The 20,956-nt window shown below is 36.4% G+C and carries 12 protein-coding genes; 4 read left to right on the top strand and 8 right to left on the bottom strand.

The features are described 5' to 3' along the window. From ACXAHM_RS24900 to ACXAHM_RS24890, 3 genes are all read left to right on the top strand, one after another. A partial coding sequence (locus tag ACXAHM_RS24900; RefSeq protein WP_474966500.1) for an SDR family NAD(P)-dependent oxidoreductase occupies positions 1 to 3,486 on the top strand: 3,486 nt, incomplete at its 5' end. 462 nt (positions 3,487 to 3,948) lie between these two features. After that, positions 3,949 to 10,881 carry a beta-ketoacyl synthase N-terminal-like domain-containing protein gene (locus ACXAHM_RS24895; RefSeq protein WP_474966498.1) on the top strand — a complete coding sequence of 2,311 codons (6,933 nt, stop codon included), beginning with the start codon at positions 3,949 to 3,951 and terminating at the stop codon, positions 10,879 to 10,881. A gap of 198 nt (positions 10,882 to 11,079) precedes the next feature. After that, positions 11,080 to 12,711 (top strand): PfaD family polyunsaturated fatty acid/polyketide biosynthesis protein, encoded by a 1,632-nt coding sequence (locus ACXAHM_RS24890; protein ID WP_474966496.1) that lies wholly within the window; start codon positions 11,080 to 11,082, stop codon positions 12,709 to 12,711. 89 nt (positions 12,712 to 12,800) lie between these two features. Here the strand turns inward: ACXAHM_RS24890 and ACXAHM_RS24885 are convergent, their stop codons facing one another. The 8 genes from ACXAHM_RS24885 to ACXAHM_RS24850 form a co-directional block, all read right to left on the bottom strand. Then, complete coding sequence (locus ACXAHM_RS24885; RefSeq protein ID WP_474966493.1) at positions 12,801 to 13,625, bottom strand: hypothetical protein; 825 nt, start codon at positions 13,623 to 13,625, stop codon at positions 12,801 to 12,803. A 263-nt stretch (positions 13,626 to 13,888) separates the two neighbouring features. Then, on the bottom strand, positions 13,889 to 14,341 hold the full coding sequence (locus ACXAHM_RS24880; protein ID WP_474966491.1) for a hypothetical protein: 453 nt from the start codon (positions 14,339 to 14,341) through the stop codon (positions 13,889 to 13,891). 173 nt (positions 14,342 to 14,514) lie between these two features. Continuing rightward, positions 14,515 to 14,673: a hypothetical protein gene (locus ACXAHM_RS24875; RefSeq protein ID WP_474966489.1), complete on the bottom strand. Its 159-nt coding sequence runs from the start codon at positions 14,671 to 14,673 to the stop codon at positions 14,515 to 14,517. Between the two features lie 80 nt (positions 14,674 to 14,753). Beyond that, a complete protein-coding gene (locus ACXAHM_RS24870; RefSeq protein ID WP_474966487.1) occupies positions 14,754 to 15,575 on the bottom strand; it encodes a hypothetical protein in 822 nt (273 codons plus the stop codon). Between the two features lie 212 nt (positions 15,576 to 15,787). Beyond that, complete coding sequence (locus ACXAHM_RS24865) at positions 15,788 to 16,345, bottom strand: hypothetical protein (RefSeq protein ID WP_474966485.1); 558 nt, start codon at positions 16,343 to 16,345, stop codon at positions 15,788 to 15,790. 292 nt (positions 16,346 to 16,637) lie between these two features. After that, complete coding sequence (locus ACXAHM_RS24860) at positions 16,638 to 16,928, bottom strand: DUF3817 domain-containing protein (protein ID WP_474966483.1); 291 nt, start codon at positions 16,926 to 16,928, stop codon at positions 16,638 to 16,640. Between the two features lie 334 nt (positions 16,929 to 17,262). Beyond that, a complete protein-coding gene (locus tag ACXAHM_RS24855) occupies positions 17,263 to 19,692 on the bottom strand; it encodes an alpha/beta hydrolase family protein (RefSeq protein ID WP_474966481.1) in 2,430 nt (809 codons plus the stop codon). A 238-nt stretch (positions 19,693 to 19,930) separates the two neighbouring features. Then, positions 19,931 to 20,371 (bottom strand): hypothetical protein, encoded by a 441-nt coding sequence (locus tag ACXAHM_RS24850; protein WP_474966479.1) that lies wholly within the window; start codon positions 20,369 to 20,371, stop codon positions 19,931 to 19,933. A 194-nt stretch (positions 20,372 to 20,565) separates the two neighbouring features. Here ACXAHM_RS24850 and ACXAHM_RS24845 point away from each other — a divergent pair. After that, positions 20,566 to 20,956: toxin-antitoxin system YwqK family antitoxin (locus ACXAHM_RS24845; protein ID WP_474966477.1), on the top strand; the 391-nt coding region annotated here is incomplete at its 3' end.

Raw genomic sequence — 20,956 nt, 5'->3', positions numbered from 1 at the left:
CCAGCAGCTCAAGGTGGCGTAACAAACGCAGAAATCGAAGCATCACTTTTAGAAGTAATCGCTGAGAAGACAGGTTACCCAGCAGAGATGTTAGAAATGGGAATGGACATGGAAGCTGATTTAGGTATCGACTCTATCAAGCGTGTAGAGATCTTCGGTGCAATGACAGAAGCAAATCCATCAGTTCAAGGAGTAGATCCACAAGAATTAGCAGAGTTAAGAACATTAGCTCAAATTGCTGAATACATTTCAGGAAAAGCAGGTGCAACTTCAGCACCGGCAGCAGCTCCTGCACCAGCGGCGGCTCCAGTAGCAGCAGCACCGGTTCAAGAAACTGCAGCACCAGCAGCTCAAGGTGGCGTAACAAACGCAGAAATCGAAGCATCACTTTTAGAAGTAATCGCTGAGAAGACAGGTTACCCAGCAGAGATGTTAGAAATGGGAATGGACATGGAAGCTGATTTAGGTATCGACTCTATCAAGCGTGTAGAGATCTTCGGTGCAATGACAGAGGCTAACCCATCAGTTCAAGGAGTAGATCCACAAGAATTAGCAGAGTTAAGAACATTAGCTCAAATTGCTGAATACATTTCAGGAAAAGCAGGTGCAACTTCAGCACCGGCAGCAGCGGCGGCTCCCGTAGCAGCACCAGCTCAAGGTGGCGTAACAAATGCAGAAATCGAAGCATCACTTTTAGAAGTAATTGCAGAGAAGACAGGTTACCCAGCAGAGATGTTAGAAATGGGAATGGACATGGAAGCTGATTTAGGTATTGACTCTATCAAGCGTGTAGAGATCTTCGGTGCAATGACAGAAGCAAATCCATCAGTTCAAGGAGTAGATCCTCAAGAATTAGCCGAGTTGAGAACGTTAGCTCAGATTGCTGAGTACATCTCTTCAAAGGCAGGAGCGTCCACCCCCAGTGTAGAGGCGAATACTAATTCGTCAATCGCGGAAAAAAAAAAGTCTACTAACGAAGTAGCTGAAACAACAGTAGCAGATGATCATACTTCATTCCTTTCAGGAAACTATGATCGTGTAGCACGTTACTCAGTTGCCTTGAAATATATTCCCGAGCCAGATCAATTGGTAATCGAGAAAAATGCAGATGCATGGACAGTCATTACAAATGATGGCTCGGGATTAACAGTTTCTTTAGCACAAGAATTATTGGCTGAAGGAAGAAAAGTAGCTGTATTGACAATGCCAGCTTCATTGGTTCGTCAATCGGCAGTGACTTTACCAAACGAGGTAAAGGAGATTGCTCTAGCTGAAATTTCTGATGATGCGATCAAAGCAGCATTAGCTCAAATCGGTGGAGTGGATCAATTTATTAATGTACACCCTCACTTTAGATTCCCGTTAGGTCAATGGGGAATGCACTTCGACAAAGAAAAAGAATTGTTGAAAGGTGCTTACTTATTGGCAAAACATCTTAAGCCTTCTTTAAATGAATATGCTTCTAAATCAACTAGAGCTTCATTCATGACAGTAACACGTTTAGAAGGTGCTTTCGGTACTAAAAACCCAGGTAATGTTTCAGTAATCGGTGGTGGATACTTCGGATTAACGAAATCATTAAACTTAGAATGGACCAACGTATTCTGTAGAGGTGTAGATGTTTCTCCACAGTTGAAAGCGGAAGTGGCAGCAAAGAAAATTGTTGCTGAATTAAATGACGCTGATGTTTCTACTACAGAAACTTCATACAACGAAGAAGGAAAACGTTTCACTTTAGCAGCAGTTGAAGAAGCACATACAGCAGGTACAGTTCGTACTTCTAGTATTACTTCTAAAAACGTATTTTTAGTAACAGGTGGTGCCAAAGGTGTAACGGCTGACTGTGTAAGAGCAATGGCGAAAACGTACAAGTCTAAGTTTATCTTAGTAGGTCGTTCAGCATTGACTACAGAGGAGCCAACATGGGCACAAGGTGTAGCTGAAGAGCCAGTCTTAAAAAGAAACGCAATGATGTTCTTGAAGGAAAGCGGTGAAAAGCCACTTCCTAAAACAGTGAACAGAATGGTAGGTGCGGTACTTTCTCAAAGAGAAATCCAAGAGAACTTAGCGTATATCCAAAGCGTAGGCGCGGAAGCTCACTATACTGCAGCAGATGTAACGGATGCTGAAAAATTAAAAGCAGCTGTAGCACCAATCGTTGCAAAAACAGGTGCAATTACAGGAATCATCCACGGTGCAGGTCGTTTAGCAGACAAACTGATAGAAAACAAAACAGCAACAGACTTCGATAACGTTTATGATGTGAAGATCTCAGGTTTATTAGCCGCTACTGCAGCTGCCAATATCCACGATATCCAACACGTTGTATTGTTCTCTTCTGTAGCCGGATTCTACGGTAACGTTGGTCAAACAGACTATGCAATTGCCAATGAGGTATTGAACAGAGTAGCACACTTATTTAAGAAAAACCATCCAGACGTACATGTTGCTTCAATCAACTGGGGAGCATGGGACGCAGGTATGGTAAGCGGAGAATTAAAGAAATTATTCGAAGCGCACGGTGTTTCTCTAGTTCCTTCTGATGAAGGTCCAGTAGCCATGGTGGATCAATTAAGTGATGCATTCAAAGATATGCCTCAAGTGATTTTGGGTGGTACTTTACCACTTGCGAAAGCGGATATTACAGGTGATTTGAAAAGCTATACGGTGAAAAGACATATGACTGAAGAAAAGAATCCTTTCCTTCAACACCATATGATCCAAGGTAATGCAGTATTACCAATCGTAAACGCTTCTACTTGGATGGTACAAACAGCGACGGATTTATATCCTGGTTTCAATGTACTAAGAGTAGATAACGCAAAGCTTTTCAAAGGAATCGTATTTGATGGTACTCAAGCGGAAGACTACACGATTAAAGTTACAGAAACGTCAAAATCAGAAAATACTGTAACGTTGACAGTGAACGTTTCTAGCGATAATGGAGGTAAACTTCCGCTGAACCATTACCAAACGCAAATCACTTTAACTTCTGAAGCAGTTGAAGCACCCGTGATGCCATTACCTAATGGATCTATCACACCAGCGGTAGCAGATGCCACTTCAGTATATACAGATGGAACACTTTTCCACGGAGCTGATTTCAACGGTATCAAGTCAATCCTTGAAATGGACGAAAACAACATGTTATTCTTATGTGAACACGATGGTGTAACAGAGGAAAGACAAGGTCAAGTTCCAGTGAAAAAAGTGAATCCTTACTTAATGGATATCATGTATCAAGGAGCAGTCGTTTGGGTACGTCGCTTCCACGGTGCAGCAAGCTTACCATTAAGCACTGATTACGTTGAGATCTTCGATGCTCTTCCATTCGGAAAGCCATTCTATGTGAAGATCGAGGTGAAAAAAGCAGATGACTTCTCAATGGTTTCAGATATCACAGCCTATGATGCTGAAACTGGAAAAGTTTATATGAAAAGTTACGGAGCGGCAATGACAATCAGCCGTGAATTAACTTGGTCGTAGTGGAATGAAGAGTTAAGAATTAAAAATGAAGAACGAAATTTCTTCAACTTAACTTGAATTCCGTCGGCACACACACATCAATAATGGTTCAGGTCTTTCGTTAGACCTGGGCCATCTAAGTGATAAAGTAAAAGACTTTGTCATTAGTCTAAGTGAAAATCTTAGACATCAAAATTGAAAGAATAGTTTGATCTGTTTTAACCTTGAAAGGTTAAGCGATAAGGATGGATGGAATTACATCTTATATCGCAAGTGTTAAGCCGATAGGCGTCACTTGTGATGACACATTGGCGAAGTCTCCTGACTTCGAAATGAGAAGATGTAGTGATTATGTTTGAAGTCGGGAGACTTCACCAATCATTAGTTCCAAGTGACGCTAGCGCTTAACACTTGAAACAGAGAGATTGAGCTACTATTTCAATTTTACTTCTCTTATAACAAAGAGATAAAATAAGATATAGAATGAGTAAAAAAGACAAAATAGCGGTCATTGGTATGGGAGGACTCTTTCCAGGGTCATCTACACTAGATACTTTCTGGAGTAACCTTCTTGATAACAAGGACCTCGTAACTTTATCTGATGAAGTGACTTTCGGACAAGATCCCGAGCGTCTGTATCATACAGAAAAAGGTAAATTGGATAAATGCTATGCGATTCGTGGTGGTTATGTTCGAGACTTCGATTTTGATCCATCAGGCTATAATATCCAAAAAGACTTACTAGCAAAACAAGACGATCAATTCAAATGGTCGTTGTATGTAGCTCAACAAGCTTTAAAAGATAGTGGTTATTGGCAAAACACACAGGACAAAAACTGTGGTGTTATTGTGGGTAACTTATCTTTCCCAACACGTCGTTCTCGTCAAATCTTTGCACCAATCTATGCTGATTTAGCTGGACAGGTATTTACAGAATTGACAGGTGAAGAAGTGAAAGTTCCTTTCGCTAACACTTCATACGATGCAAATATTCATGAGACATTACTGACGAATTCTCCTTCAGCATTGATTGCACAAGCTGTAGGTTTGAGTTCGACCAACTATTCATTAGACGCTGCTTGTGCCTCTAGTTTATATGCTATAAAATTAGCCATTGATGAATTACAATTGGGTAAAGCTGACATGATGTTGGCAGGGGCCGTAAGTGGTGCCGATCCGTTGTTTATTCACATGGGATTCTCTTACTTCCATGCGTATGCTCGCATGAATGAAAAGTCAGCTCCTTTGGATAATACTTCCGGAGGATTGACTTCATCTGAAGGTGCTGGTATGGTAGTGTTAAAACGCCTTAGCGATGCACAAAGAGATGGCGATAAAATCTTAGCCGTAATTGATGGTGTAGGTTTATCAAATGATGGTAAAGGTAAATTCCTTTTAAGTCCAAACCCTAAAGGACAAAAACTTTCTTTCGAGAGAGCTTACAAAGGAACGGATTTAACGCCATCAGAAATTGATTACTTAGAATGTCACGCAACAGGTACGCCTCTTGGTGATACAACGGAGATCAATTCAATCAGTGATTTCTTTGCTCAAGATGATGTAAGACCTCCATTCTTAGGGTCTGTAAAATCTAATATGGGACACTTACTAACAGCTGCCGGTATGACGGGTATGTTGAAAGTGATCCTTGCCATGCAAAAGAAATTTATTCCTGCAACTATCAAAATTGATGGTGCAGTACATTCCAATGATCAGAAGGTAGGAAGAGACCAAATGATGTTGGAAAATAAAGAGTGGCCATTAAAAGGAGAGCAACCTCACGCAGGTATCAATGCTTTCGGTTTTGGTGGTACAAATGCTCATATGATCTTATCGGCTTACGATGAGAAAGTGGAGGCAGAACAAGAAAAGATTACATCACCCAAACAACCTCTTTCAATTGTTGGTATGGACCTTCACTTCGGTGGATGTTCCAACTTGGAAGATTTTTATTTATCTCTTTATCAAGGTCAACAATTCTTCAAGGACTTGCCAGCTAACCGTTGGAAAGGAATGGAAGAATTGGAGACATTGAAAAAAGGACTTGGGTTAGAAGATATTAAGCGCTTAAAAGGAGCGTGGTTGGAAGAATTTGATTTGGATATTCTTCGTTTCAAAATCCAACCAAAAGAAGCCGAACGTTTAACGTTACAGCAGACTTTAATGCTTACTGTTGCAGACAGAGCGTTACATGATGCAGGCTTAAAAGATTTAGAAGGAAAAGGAGCCAACATTGCTGTTCTTACGGCAATGGAATCTGAATTAGAAATCCATCACCGTATGGGACGTTGGGATCTAATTTGGCAAGTGGAAAAAGCATTAGAAATGGCAGGTCTTGATATGGACGTGCAAAAGAAAGATTCTCTTTCTGATGTTTTAAAGAACACTGTATTCCAAGCCTTCGAAGATCATTCACCATCGGAACATACTGGATTTATTGGTAACATTATCTCGAGTAGAGTTTCAGCACTTTGGGATTTCACTGGTCCTTCATTCACCATCTCTTCTAACGAAAATGCTGTTTACAAAGCATTGGATGTAGCAAGAAATATGTTGGCTTTAGGTGAAGTAGATGCCGTAGTAGTAGGTGCTATTGACCTTGCCGGAAGTATGGAAGGCGTATTAAGCCGTCACGTTTTAAATCCTGTCAACACAGGTGATATTTCATTTGGATGGAATACAGAAACGAACGGTTGGAATATTGGTGAAGGTGCTGGTGCAATTGTGATCAAGAGAGCAGAAGACGCAAAGAATGATCGTGTGTATGCACAAATTGATGATATCGCTATTGTACAGTCAGACCTTTCTTCTTTAAATGGAGAAATCAATAGTCAAACTGTAGCACAAGGAGCTGAAGAGTTGTTACAAAGTAATGGTTTAGATGCTTCTGATATTGGTTTACTTGAAGTTTCTGCTTCGGGTATTGCTTCTGAAGATAAAGCAGAAATTGAAGGTTTAACTTCAATATACCAATCAAAAGATGAGAAATTAACATGTGCCTTAGGTTCTGCGAAAGCGACTGTAGGACATACATTCTCAGCGTCAGGTATTGCTTCAATTATCCGTTCAGCATTATCACTTTACCATCGATTTATTCCTGCTTCTCCACAGTGGTCAGGTCCTAAATTCGAGGAGAAATTTAAAAACACACCTTTCTACGTTCCTCAGGTTTCATCACCTTGGGTAGTCGAAGAAGGAAAAGATACATTAAGAGCAGCGATTTCTGGTTTAGCAACAGATGGTTCTTCAGCACATGTATTAATGTCTGAAGGTTCTCATCCAAAGTTAAACGAACGTAGCCCTTACATGGCTAAAGGAGGCGAGCGTTTATTCCCACTTTCTATTGAAAGGCCAGCGGCAATTAACGAGCAACTTTTAGGTATTTTGACAGATGTAGAAACATTAGGTTTCAATGAGACATCAGACAAACTTTGTGAAGCGTTTAACCCTGCAGCACCAATTAAGCCTATTTTCGTTGCGAAGAACGAAAAAGAATTAATGCGTGATATAGCCTTCTTCCAAGCACATATGAAAGATGCTTACAAAGGAAAGAAAGCGTTACAAATGCCAACGGGTAGTTACTACAATCCTAACCCTGTTAGTAAGGATTCAAAAGTAGCAATGGTTTACCCTGGTTCTGGTGCAGCTTACCAAGGTTTTGGAGCTTCATTATTACAGATGTTCCCAAGTTTGTACGACCACATTAAAGATTCTGTGAACTATCCGAATAGAGCGTTCTTTACAGAATATTTATACCCTAGAACGTTGAAGAAGCCTACGGCTGAAGAAGTGAAACAACAAGAGGAAAATCTTGGTACAAATGCACTTCCAGTAATGGCGATTGGTGTTGCCTTTGCGACAGCATATACAGTGCTTTTACAAGATATCCTGAAAGTAAAAGCAGATTCATTAGCAGGGTATAGCATGGGGGAAACTTCAAGCTTATGGTATGGTCAAGGACTTTGGGATGGTCATCAAGTGGATGAGAAATTCTTGGAGACAAACGTATTCTCTGAAATCGTTGGGGGCACAATGACTATTCTTGGTGAAGAATGGGGTATGGATGCTGCTACTGCAAAATCAAAATGGAGAAGTCGTTTGATTACCTTAAATGCTAAAACTTTAGGGTATGCTACTTTAGAAGATTGGTTCAGAAATGAAGTGGAAGGAAAGTACGAAAGAGTGTACTTGACATTCATCAACACGGATTCTGAAATCATCATGAGTGGCGACAATGACATCTTGGAAGAGATCATGCAAAAGTATGCCCTTTCATCGGTGACATTGACGATCAACAACTGTGTTCATCATCCATTTATCCGTAGAGTAACGGAAGAATTCATTGCAATGCACAATCTTCCATTACAGAAGGAAGTAACGCAAACAGTGTATTCAGGTGTGACGCATCAGCCATTAGTAATCAACGAAGAAGTGATTGCGAATAATGCCAAAGAAGTTTGCTGTCAAGAAGTGAACCTTCCGAAGCTGATTAGAAGCATGCATGCAGATGGACATGAATTGTTTATTGAAGTGGGTGCGAATGCAACACTTTCTAGATGGATCGGTGAGATCTTGAAAGGAGAGGAGTTTGCCACAATTGCTACAGACCGTAAAGGTTCTGATTCGTTGAAAAGCTTCATGGGAATGATTGCTCAATTGTTAGGACAAGGTGTAGAACTTGATCTTTCAGCAATCATTGCAAAGACGTCAGCGAAAGGCATACAGAGAAAGAAAATCTATAAAACTTTACATACGGGAGGAAATCGTTTTAAAGAATTCGCATTTACTGCGGAAAACAAAGCAGCCTTCCAAAATTCTACAAACAGAGTCAATACGGCTGAGCCTGTACTTGCAGGAGAGGAGTTTGACATGTTTGCATTATCTGAAAAAGAAGAACAAACAACAACCAAAGATATGGATAAGAATTCAACCTTAGATGTGATTGAAAATAAGGTGAAACAAAAGATTGCTGAGAATGGCTTAGCACTTTATGATTTCGATGCACCTGATTACAAAGCGAGCAAGAAAGATGCAATCTGGAACGAGCAAGATCTATTGACTTTCGCTACTGGTAAAATTTCAGATGTATTTGGTCCTGAGTACTCAATTATCGACACTTACCCTTGTCGTGTAATGTTACCAATGCCTCCATACTTATTAGTGAGCCGTGTAACAAAATTGAATGCCAAGACAAATGAGTACAAGCCATCAAGCTTAACTACGGAATACGATATTCCTTACAACTCTTGGTTTGCTACTGACGGACAAATTCCTTGGGCTGTTGCCGTAGAATCTGGTCAGTGTGACTTATTATTAATTTCATATTTAGGGATTGACTTCCAAAACAAAGGTGAGTACAAATACCGTCTATTAGACTGTACACTTACTTTCTTGGATGATCTTCCTTTCGAAGGACAAACGTTACGTTATGACATCAGCATCGATAGCTATGTACGTAATGGTAACAACCTTCTTTTCTTCTTCCGTTACGATTGCTACGTGGAGGACAGAATGGTATTGAAAATGCGTGGTGGATGTGCAGGTTTCTTCAATGAAGCGGACCTTGCAGAAGGACAAGGCGTAGTGTACAAGCCAGAGGAGTTAGAAGAAAGAAAGAACCGTAAGAAACAATTCTTCGAGCCATTATTACACTGTGATAAAACAACTTTCAACCAAGAGGAACTTTTAGCGTTAACGCAAGGTGACTTAGAAGGTGTGTTTGGTTCGGATTACAATACATTAGGTAGAAACAAATCATTACGTCTTCCTCCTAAAGACATCTTAATGTTAGACCGTATCACTAAATTGGATATCAAAGGTGGTCACGCTGGTCTAGGATGGATTGAAGCAGAGAAAGACTTGAAAGCGGACGATTGGTACTTCCCTTGTCACTTCAGAGATGACGAAGTTTTAGCAGGTTCATTACAAGCTGAAGGTGGCGGACAGTTACTACGTTTCTTAATGTTATACATGGGTATGCAGCGTTTAACAAAAGATGCTCGTTTCCAACCTGTATTAGACATCCCTCAAAAAGTAAGATGTCGTAAAGAAGTAAATGCCAAAGACGGTAAATTAATCTACCGTATGGACGTGAAGGAAGTAGGTTTAGTACCTGAACCTTACGTAGTGGCAGATTTAGAAATTATCTATGACGGATTGTCATCTGTATACTTCGAAAACTTAGGTCTTCGTTTACAAGAAAAAGACAACCCTCAATATAAAAAGGACTTAGCTAACACTAATCATGGTGTGTATGTGAAGCCAGTGAACAAGCCAGTTTTATTAGACGAAGGTGATATCACTCAATTCGCATTAGGTCCAGTATACAAGTGTTTTGGTGATGAGTACAAAGTATTCGAAGGACGTTCATTATCACGTCAGCCAAACACAGATCTTCAAGTGATCTCAAGAGTATTGTCAATCAGCAATGAAAGACACGACTTCAGTAACAACCCTACAATCATCTCTGAGTACGATGTGCCTGTAGATGCTTGGTACTTCAAGCAAAACGCTTCTCCAGTAATGCCTTATTCAGTATTAATGGAAGTTGCTTTACAGCCATGTGGTTTCTTAGGTGCTTACTTAGGGTCTACATTATCAGTGCCAGACAAAGACTTATTCTTCCGTAACCTTGACGGTGATGGTGAGATGTTAGTTGATGTTGATCTAAGAGGAAAAACAATCACGAACAAAGTCGTAATGACGTCGCATACGAACCTTGCAGGTACAGTATTACAACGTTATACATTCGAACTTTCAGTAGATGGTACAGTATTCTATGTAGGTCAATCTTCATTCGGATTCTTTACAGTAGCGGACCTTTCTAGCCAAGCAGGTCTTGACTCAGGTGAAAAAGTAGCAGCATGGAAAGACGTTACTGACTATGACAAGTCGAAAGCAATCACTTTCAACTTAGATTCATTGTTCGGTAAAATGAAGTTGTACAAGTCTACAAACCCAGCTTCTCCAAGATTACACTTAGCAGAAGATCAACTGAACTTATTAGACAGTGCTACAATCATCAAAGAAGGTGGTAAGTACGGTAAAGGTTATATCCATGCCACTCGTGCGATCGAAAACTACGATTGGTTCTTCACTTGTCACTTCTACCAAGATCCTGTAATGCCAGGTTCATTAGGTGTTGAAGCAATCCACCAAGCAGTTCAAGTTTGGGCGTTGCAAAACAACTTAGGTGAAGGCATGACAAACGTTGGTTTCAACCACCATGCACCAAACAAAACAGTTTGGAAATATAGAGGTCAAATCCTTCAAGGTGATCCAACAATGAACCTTGATTGCCATATCAAAGAAGTAACCAAGGAAAACGGTAAAGTCGTAATTCTTGTAGATGCTAACCTTTGGAAAGGAGATTTAAGAATCTATGAAATTACTGACCTTTCATTAGTGATCAGCTAATTAACATCGATTGGTGCCCCATGACTGAAGTCATGGGCTATTGATATAGAAAAACATTATCGACTGAAGTCGAGATGTTTTACGGTGTAGTGATCTATAAAGACTTTAGTCTTTGTAGACAAGAATATTACCAGCCCACGACTTCAGTCGTGGGTCATATCGATCCAGTGATTGATTACATCAAAATTGAAAACAACAATGAATACAACATTGACAAAAAATAGTGGCTTAAAGACTGCATCAAAATCCACTTCAAAGTGGTTCGGTGCATCAAGCTTTGCAAAATATACAACGGAGGAGATCAAGCAGCAGTTTGAGAAATTAGACAAGCAGTTGTTTGTGATCAGAAACCAAGAAGGTACAGTAGGTGTAGCAGATGGAATGGGTACTTCTACTTCATCTGACTTACAATCGGCTGAACTTTTAGCGAATATTCCTGCATATGCTCCAGAAGCATTGGGTGATCCTTCATTCAGAGCAGCGTATGGTTTGAAATATAACTATATGGGTGGAGCAATGGCGAACGGTATTTCTTCGGAAGACCTAGTAATTGCTTTAGGTAAAGCAGGGATGTTATGTTCGTTTGGTGCAGGTGGATTGATTCCATCAAGAATTGAGCAGGCGATCGACAAGATCCAAGCGGCATTACCAAACGGTCCTTATGCTTTCAACCTAATTCACTCACCAAATGAGGTAGCTTTAGAGCGTGAAGCTTGTGAGTTATTCTTAAAGCGTGGTGTGAAAGTGATCGAAGCATCAGCATTTATGGATTTAACGCCATTCGTTGTGAAATTCAGAGCGGCAGGGTTAAAGAAAAATGCAGATGGATCTATCCATATGGAAAACAAGATCATCGCAAAAGTATCTCGTTTAGAAGTAGCGGAGAAATTCATGCGTCCAGCACCGAAGTCTATCTTAGACAAGTTGGTAGCAGAAGGTCAGATAACTACTGAACAAGCAACATTGGCGTTATCAGTGCCTATGGCAGATGATATCACTGTAGAAGCCGATTCAGGTGGACATACAGACAATAGACCGTTGGTTTCTTTATTACCATCAGTTTTATTGTTAAGAAATAGAATCCAAGAGGAATTAAACTACCCTGAGCAAGTACGTGTAGGTGCTGCAGGTGGTATCTCTACTCCTCAATCTGTATTGGCGGCTTTTGCTATGGGTGCAGCATTCGTAGTAACAGGTTCAATCAACCAAGCATGTTTAGAGTCAGGTGCATCAGATCACTCTCGTAAGGTGTTAGCACAAGCGGGGATGACAGACATCATGATGGCGCCAGCATCGGATATGTTTGAGTTAGGTGTGAAATTACAAGTGTTGAAGAAGGGAACATTGTTCGCTTTAAGAGCACAAAAATTATATGATACGTACATCGCTTATGATGGCATCGATGCGATTCCAGCCAAAGAGCGTGCTACGTTAGAAAAGACTGTCTTCCAAGATACTTTAGAGAACATCTGGAAGATGTGTATTGAGTTTTTCCAAGAGCGTGATCCAGAGCAAATTACAAGATCAGAAAACAATCCAAAGCGTAAGATGGCATTGATCTTCCGTTGGTACTTAGGTCTTTCTTCATCATGGGCAAACCGTGGTGTGAAAGGTAGAGAGTTGGATTACCAAATCTGGTGTGGTCCTGCAATGGGTGCATTCAACGAGTGGGTAAAAGGTACTCCTCTTGAAAACTGGGAAAACCGTAAAGCAGTAGACGTTGCTCATGCATTGTTCAACGGAGCTGCCTACTTGTACAGATTGCAATACTTAGAAATGCAGGGCGTACAAATCGACGGCAAATTCAAAGCAGCAAGTGTGAAATATTAGGCATCACACTTCGCTGTTCATTCATATCTTATTTATTCTGATTGACCTTCTCGCTTTTAGTGGGAAGGTCTCTTTTATGATATGATTTCTTAGAAACCCATAATCTCTAATGCTTTTATTTCATCATCATTCTTTGGTAAAAGTATTTGTTTTTTGACTATTGGGTAAGATTGAAATTTTCGTAAAAAAGCCCATTGGTTGGTTTTAAGAACTGTATATATAAAATCACTTTTTTTAATATTAAGCGTATTTTTAATTACTTTATGAGAAGTAACTTGTCCTAATTGGAAAATCAAAATTAAATGATTTGTTGAGATTATGAAACGATTATCAGATAGGTCTTTTACATAAAAAACACCTCGTTCTTTTTTGTTTCTTGGAACTATTATAGAATAAGTAATATCAGGTATTTTTAAATCTGGTTCTGATAATTTTCTTCTTGTATTCTTTATGTCGTCAGAAATATTTGACTGAAGCCAATCTTTTAATTGATCTTCATATTTCTGTCCAATTTTGATATCAAAATGTTTTGAAATGGAAACCCGCCAAAGAAGAGATAATACAAATGCTCTAAACACCATAGCATTTTGTACTTTATCCATAGTATAATTAACATTATCAATTTTTGTAGCTTTAAAAGCATCTTTTCGATTTTTTCTATTATGAAAAATATCTAAATACCTGACTGCATCAGTTTCTATTCTAGCAAAACTCAATTCACATTTATCACAAAAAATACCGACTTCAAATGGAGTTGTATATATAGGAGAAATATTATCTTGTTCAATTTTTAAAGCATGATGGTTTTTAAGATTTTTATATGAAGATAAAAAACCTTTCTTGTTTAAAGAATTTGTGATAATATGGTTTTCTCTTTTACTATCATGTGTTTGATTACATAGTTTACACTTCATAAGTATATGTTTTTTCACTTCACTGTTCGTTGTCTTAAGCCTACAGACATCACTACTAACTAGCATATTCTTTAAGTTTCCGAATTTAAAACATTTCTCACCAAAACATCTATATCAAAAAGACTATCTCTATTCTAGTGCTTCAATTTTGCAATGAAAATTTGAGGATCCCACGGTAGCGAAAAGTAATTTGAAGAATCGTAAAAAAATCCTATGAATTTATTTGACTTTTAAGACAGTACCTTATAACAGTGGGGAATTATTTACTTTTTAATCTTATATAAAATTAAGTTATAATCAAATTCATTGATACCATGAATAGAGTCTTCTGTAAAGGAAATAATATCATATTCTACATTCAGATCATCACTAAAATGAAAAATTAATTGATTATCTTTTGTAATGGAATACTTTACTTTTTTATCAGGATGATTCAATGAAATATAGAAGTCCTGGAAAAAGTGAGTAACTCCTTTTTCAGTCTCTTTATTTACCCATTTTCCAATTATTTGTTTTTTATAGAGATTAATCGTTTGAGAGTCTAGGGCATTATTTTGTACCATTAACTCAATATTTTTTTTAGTATCAGTTACACTTGTTTTTACCTTTGAAATATCTTTTTCTTCTTTGTTATTTTCGTTTTGACATGAAGAAAATAGTGATGAAAAAACTAATTGAATAAATACGATGTATATGAACTTTGTTATAGCTTGCATAAAGAAAAAAATAGTAATGTTTAGTTATTTATCACTTTAAATATAAATATCTAAAATGAATCTTTCCATAAAAAATAATTCTAAATAGTTAGTTCATTTTTTTGCTTAATTCTAGAAATAGGTGCTAAATCATTTCTTACTTTCTGATTATTCATTCCATTCTATCACAGGCATCACAAACCTTCTTTCAAAGCAGCTTGTCTATCGTAAAAATGAGGAGCGTAACTCGGGGTAGGACTCATGCCTACAAAATGTTTTCTTGAAGGGAAAAAGACGATACTGATTTCATTCCATTGTTGATCAGGTTTGTGGGTAGTTGTTATAAGTCGCAAACTATAACAAAAAGATAGTTCTCAGTGACGCCTTTCGACTTGACACCGAGAACAGAGGAGTGTAGAAAGTTACTTTTATCTTATTTATATGTAAATTCTTTCTTACCTTCTAAGCTTGGAACAGCATTTGGGTCATTAGATTCCTGTATCATTGTAAATGTAGATTGACTAGGATAATTATCAGGATCATATGTATATGAAACAGTATAAGTTTGAGTCGAATTTTGACCATAGATCTCCTCATAAAATTTTTCAGTAACTTTTATCGCGTTATTCGTTGAATTAAAACTTTCACCACTTAATCTTACTAAAAAAGAATTTTTATGATAGTTATATGGATTTATTCCATTATCATAAGTGATTTGAATTTCAGAACCTAGTACAAATTCATCATTAATTTTACTATATGATTTAATGTTCGTTGGATTTCCATTATCCCATGTGTAAACACTTTTATAGTAAATTGTTGTATTATCTTCGAGGTAAGACCATTTTTCAGTAGGTCTTCCATTATTATCTATAATCACAGTGTTAAGATAGGACGTGGAATGATCAATATCAGTTGTTGTAATGTCTACTCGACCATCCTTGTATGTGTGTTCAATAATGGAATTATTATTTATATAGCGGCTATTTCTACTTGTTTTGTAGGAGCCTATTTGTCCGTTTTCTAGATAAATATAATCTGAAAATTCAATGAATCCATCATCTTCATTATCAAAATCAGTAACGATTGAACTTAACTGATTATCTTCATTATAGGATATTGTAGAATGATATCCAGACATATTACTCTCGTATTTTATTGATACGAGATTTTTTTGTTTAATAGGAGTTGTTTCATCTTTTTCACATGAGACAAGGATGAATATAAATGTCAGTAGATAGATGAAGTTTTTCATTTGTAGTTAAGATATTTAATAGTTTTGCTTTTTAAATTAAACAGTGAATTTAATAAATAATTTCTTGTATCTAATGTACAATTCTTAGTAATGTTTTTTGACTATTTCGAACTAAGATATGAGTTACAAACTTAAATGAATATGGAAGTTCTTAGTGGTGATGCATTTCGGCTTAAAAAAAAGAACAGTATTGGGATGATGGTTTAACACTTTTATAATGAAAAAACCTTTTCAAAGATAAGTCCCTCATAGCCTTCATTATCATAGATATTTTTAAAGGTTGACTGATTATCCTTATTTTTTTCGCAATAAAATAATTGAGTCCCTCCCATCACAGGAACTGAAAAAAAACTATCATACATGATATCATTAATATTAAAATGGTACTTCTCTATTTCATAAATATCATGTGGAGGAAATGGAAAACGATTAACTATTGATTTTTCAGTATTAAAAACATCTAAAATAATATTGTTTTTATAGATGTAAAAAATAGAACTATCTATAGTTTTTACTTTTTTAATTTCTCCTGATTCATTTAAAATTTTAAATAGCTGAGAATTTCGAATTAATTCTGTAAAGCCAAATATTTTATCAAACATACAATCATCGAAACTTTTAGTAAAACCAAATATCTCATTTCGAGATACCTTACCAAAATCTAATATCTCATTTTCTGATGAAATGTTTTCAAATACTTTCTTATTCGAATCACTTAATTGTAACCAAAATGTATAATTTACATCAATTGATATTTTATATATATTCATGCTTTAAAAAATGTATAATTGTTAGTTGCATTCATTTCACTGTTCGTTGTCTTAAGCCTACAGGCGTCACTACGAACTAGCATATTCTTTAAGTTTCTGAATTTAAAACAATTCTCACTAAAACATCTATATCAAAAAGACTATCTCTATTCTAGTGCTTCAATTTTGCAATGAAAATTTGAGGAACCCACGGTAGCGAAAAGTAATTTGAAGAATCGTAAAAAAATCCTATGAATTTATTTGACTTTTAAGACAGTACCTTAGAACAAGACCAAAGTTGAATAACTAAAACCTAGTTATCATAACCTTTAAATATCTTCTTATCCGCCACAAAAGTTCCAAAAGGAATTAATGATGCTATAAAAGCCCAAGCACTATTTTTGAAACCCCATTTAATGGTGAAGTGAATATATAAGACAATGGCTACATATAGAATAAATAATACGCCATGTCCCATTCCAATAAATTGATTTGGCTCATGAATATCTGCGATGTATTTCAAAGGCATTGAAACAAATAGAATTAATAGGAAAGAAATACCTTCTAGAAGACCTATAAAACGAATTAATTTTATTCCTGACATATTTTTAAAGTGGTTTAATAAGTTTGTTGTGGTGAGGCAAATTTAGGGATAATTTGGGATAATAATATCGTATTTATGAAATGTTGATGGTTCGTGAGACACGATAAATCGTGCCTCTACAGGGGTAGTTTTTCAATTTTGATTTGTCTCTTTTTTTATGGGTGTCAATCATATTTATTTATGTATATAGCTGTGTTGAAAGTAGACTGTTGTAGAGGCACGATTCATAGTGTCTCACGAGCCATAAAGTACTCTCAAAGTATGTTGGGATATGTATTAAAAATACTCTGTAAATAAAAAGAGACATCCTTATCAGATGCCTCTTTCTATTATCTTAATTTTCTTTTTGTACTTTCTTGTTCTTTACGTGTTTTTCTAACCACTGATCTTGTTCCCATAATAGATGTAGAATACTTTCTTTCGAACGGTAGCCATGACTTTCTTTTGGTAACATCACCAATCGGACTGTTGCTCCTAATCCTTTTAGTGCATTAAAATAACGCTCACTTTGCATAGGGTAAGTACCTGAGTTGTTATCAGCTTCACCGTGTACAAGCAATAATGGTTGGTTCATTTTCTCTGCATGCATAAATGGAGACATTGTATTGTAAATTTCTGGAGCCTCCCAGTAATTTCTTTCTTCACTTTGGAATCCGAAAGGTGTCAATGTTCTGTTGTAAGCACCACTTCTTGCAATCCCCGCTGCAAATAAATCAGAGTGAGAAAGTAAGTTTGCTACCATAAATGCTCCATAGCTGTGACCACCTACGGCTACTCTTTCTCTATCGATATATCCTAAGTTATCTACAGCATCAATTGCTGCTTTTGCATTGGCAACAAGTTGAGTTCTGAACGTATCGTTTGGTTCTTCATCACCTTCACCTACAATTGGGAAAGATGCGTCATCCAATACGACATAACCTCTAGTTACCCAATACACCATAGAGCCATAATAAGGATAAGTGAACTCATTAGGGTTTTGTGTACTTTGTCCTGCACTCGCTTTATCTTTAAATTCCGTTGGATAAGCCCACATAATCATCGGCATTTTTTCTTTCTTCTCCATGTCGTAACCAACAGGTAAATACAATGTAGCAGAAAGTTCCAATCCGTCTTCACGCTTATAAGTGATTACTTCTTTGTGTACATCTTGAATACTCTTGAAAGGATTCTCAAAAGAAGTAATCTGCGTTAATTTCTTATTGCGTGTGCTTCTGAAGTAGTAGTTAGGGTATTCTTTTGCTGATTCAATACGCACTAACAATTCCTTTTTCTTAGGGTCATAGTTTCGAATATCTTCAATTTTGTCTGTATCAGTAGATTGATATATTCTCTTCTTCTTTTGTGTTTTGATACTTATTTGATCCACAAATGGGAATTGACCTTCCTTAGTATAACCATCACCGATAGCGAATAACTGATCATTGACAATTGTCAAAACTGAGCTACCCATAGCGTTTCTTTCTGTTACGAAACTACCTGGATCGCTATATCTATCTTGGTAATTTCTATCCGAAATAATAGAAGGCTTTTGTGAAGCATCTGATGGATTGAATAAATACATTTTTGTATTTCTAGTATTCCACCAATAGTCATATGCTACAGCTACATTATCATTACCCCATTCAATACCCGCATATCTATTGATTGTTTTTAAAATCGATTTACCGTCTCCTTTATATGGAGCTTCTAATTCAAAAACTTCATCACGGTGCTCTACTTTATTTTCAGGATCACCGCCATCTAATGCTACGGCATATGTTAATGTTGCAGGCTTGTCATCTCTCCATGAGAATGATCTTTTACCCGTTCTTACTGCCATAAAACCTTGTGGTAGATCTTCAATCAATGGTACTTCCAAAACAGTTTCTACTTTTTTACCTTCTTTAGTGTAAACTGTAGTTTTTGAAGGGAATCTTCTGTAGGTAACTAAGTAAGAAAATGGCTTTTCGACTGTTTTTACCAATACATAATTACCGTCAGGAGAAAAGTCGATTGAAGTATAAAGACTACCTTCTAACCATTTTTCTTTTTTACCATCTAATGTGACCTTATACATGTCAGACATCGCTAACTGCTCAAAGTTATGCTCGTCGTTCTTATTTTTTAGTAAATCTTGGTACGTTCTGTTTTGTGCCTTTTTACCGTTGTTTTCAGAAACAGTAGGTCCTGTTGGAATAGCATTTTTAGTATTGATTAATGCTTCTCTCTTTTCAGAAATCATTTTTACTAATAAAGAGTTTCCATCTTCAAACCAGTTCATTACATTGCCTACATTCGCATTTAAATTAGCCTCAGAAATTTTTGTAACTGTTGCTTTATTTAAGTCTAAAACCCAAAGTTCTACACCTTCTAAAGTAGTATTTGTTAAAGCGATTTTCGATTGATCAGGAGACCACTTAAAGTTGGTGAGCTTAGGATTTTCAGGTAAACCTTCTACCTGTTTAACTTCTGCATTTTTGGCAGAAAGACTTTTGATTTTTACATTATTGAAGTAGCTCACTCTACTGCCAATATTTGTTTTAGGGTCAATTCTCAACCCTCCAAGACGTAGTTCTTCTTTTGATAACTCTTCGATGGATTTGTAAGCGTTTCTATACAAAAGAATCATAGTGTCTTTGTTCTCATTCAGTAAAACACTAGGTGCCCTAGGGACATCGACAAGTTCAAGAATTTCTTCAGGTGGTTTTTGATACCCCAAATTATCTTGGGCAAAAACACTTGTTAGAATGAATGAAAAAAGGATGCTTAAAAAGTATCTCATTGTAATTGAATTGGTAATTGGAAATTTATTTATTAAAAACTGTTTTAAATTGAAGTTTTTAGTCAGACAATAATACTATTATTCTTTTATTAATCCAATGAGCATTTGCAATGATAAATATTTACATAAATAAGTGTTTTGATAAAATTGAAAATGAGTGATTTATAGATTATAATCATTAAAGCTTCAAAATGTATTTTGGTGTTAAATGAAAAAAATAATTGTACAGTTTAAGTTATTATTTAGTTTCTCTTAATGATAACCAAAGTAAAACAGGTATAATAGCAATCATCACATAATTACCCACACTACCAGGAGCAGTTCCATCCAATACAATAGGTTTTAATGCACTTAATACTAATCTCATGGTATATTCGATAAAAATGAATAGATACATCAAAGGAATAAGGCTTTTGTATTTGAAAATGATAATCGCATAAAAAATTCCAAAGAGCAATTGAGACAATCCCCACAAAGCAAAAATTAGAATAACTGTAGATGCTCCACCTTCTGTATAAGAATGAAGAGGGATCGTCGCAATACTTTCAGCACCACCATCTGCTTTGAACATATGCACCAAACTCCTTCCAATAGTCACAAGTGTGATTAGATAAAATGCATAAAGTGCAATTTTACTTCCTTTATAATTATTATTGGCAATACCTGGTAAAAGTTTCATCGTAACTCAATTATGTAAAACGTCTTTTTGTTATGTAAAAATACTCAATTGATCATTAGTATGTCATTGTCATTTGTTGAGATATTTATTCTTATAAAAGAAATATTGTTTTTATATTATGTATTATATATTTCTTTTGAATATATGTGGAAACTTATTATAATTATGAACTATTATTTATAAACTTCAATTAGATGATTAAAATACAGTTACTGGCTTCTTTATTACTAACATTAACACACTTCAATCTACATGCCTTTTACTTTGATTCAAATAGAAGTAGAGTCATGGAAAACAATTCTTTTACACTTGAAAGTAATAAAAGTGATAAAAAGAAAAGAAGTTATTATCCAAATGGAAATATAAAGACAGAGGCTACTTATAAAAACGGAAAGCTAAATGGAGAATACCAATGGTATTATTCCAATGGAAATCTTGAAGCAATTGAAACCTTTCGAAAAGGGAGAAATACTGGTTTAGCCAAATATTTTAGGGAAGAAGATGGCTCATTAAAATCTACAGGAAAGCATATTAATGGTTTTCGTGAAGGGGAATGGAAGTGGTATTATTCCAATGGAAATCTTG

Source organism: Flammeovirga sp. AWQ4_249 (genome assembly GCF_056161045.1).
The sequence above is the reverse complement of the archived record's forward strand: the minus strand, read 5'-3'. Positions and strand labels throughout refer to the sequence as shown.

Excerpts from the sequence above, each read along its gene's own strand:
- ACXAHM_RS24895 (WP_474966498.1), top strand. The coding sequence starts at position 3,949 with ATGAGTAAAAAAGACAAAATAGCGGTCATTGGTATGGGAGGACTCTTT.
- ACXAHM_RS24890 (WP_474966496.1), top strand. The coding sequence starts at position 11,080 with ATGAATACAACATTGACAAAAAATAGTGGCTTAAAGACTGCATCAAAA.
- ACXAHM_RS24885 (WP_474966493.1), bottom strand. The coding sequence starts at position 13,625 with ATGAAGTGTAAACTATGTAATCAAACACATGATAGTAAAAGAGAAAAC.
- ACXAHM_RS24880 (WP_474966491.1), bottom strand. The coding sequence starts at position 14,341 with ATGCAAGCTATAACAAAGTTCATATACATCGTATTTATTCAATTAGTT.
- ACXAHM_RS24870 (WP_474966487.1), bottom strand. The coding sequence starts at position 15,575 with ATGAAAAACTTCATCTATCTACTGACATTTATATTCATCCTTGTCTCA.
- ACXAHM_RS24865 (WP_474966485.1), bottom strand. The coding sequence starts at position 16,345 with ATGAATATATATAAAATATCAATTGATGTAAATTATACATTTTGGTTA.
- ACXAHM_RS24860 (WP_474966483.1), bottom strand. The coding sequence starts at position 16,928 with ATGTCAGGAATAAAATTAATTCGTTTTATAGGTCTTCTAGAAGGTATT.
- ACXAHM_RS24855 (WP_474966481.1), bottom strand. The coding sequence starts at position 19,692 with ATGAGATACTTTTTAAGCATCCTTTTTTCATTCATTCTAACAAGTGTT.
- ACXAHM_RS24850 (WP_474966479.1), bottom strand. The coding sequence starts at position 20,371 with ATGAAACTTTTACCAGGTATTGCCAATAATAATTATAAAGGAAGTAAA.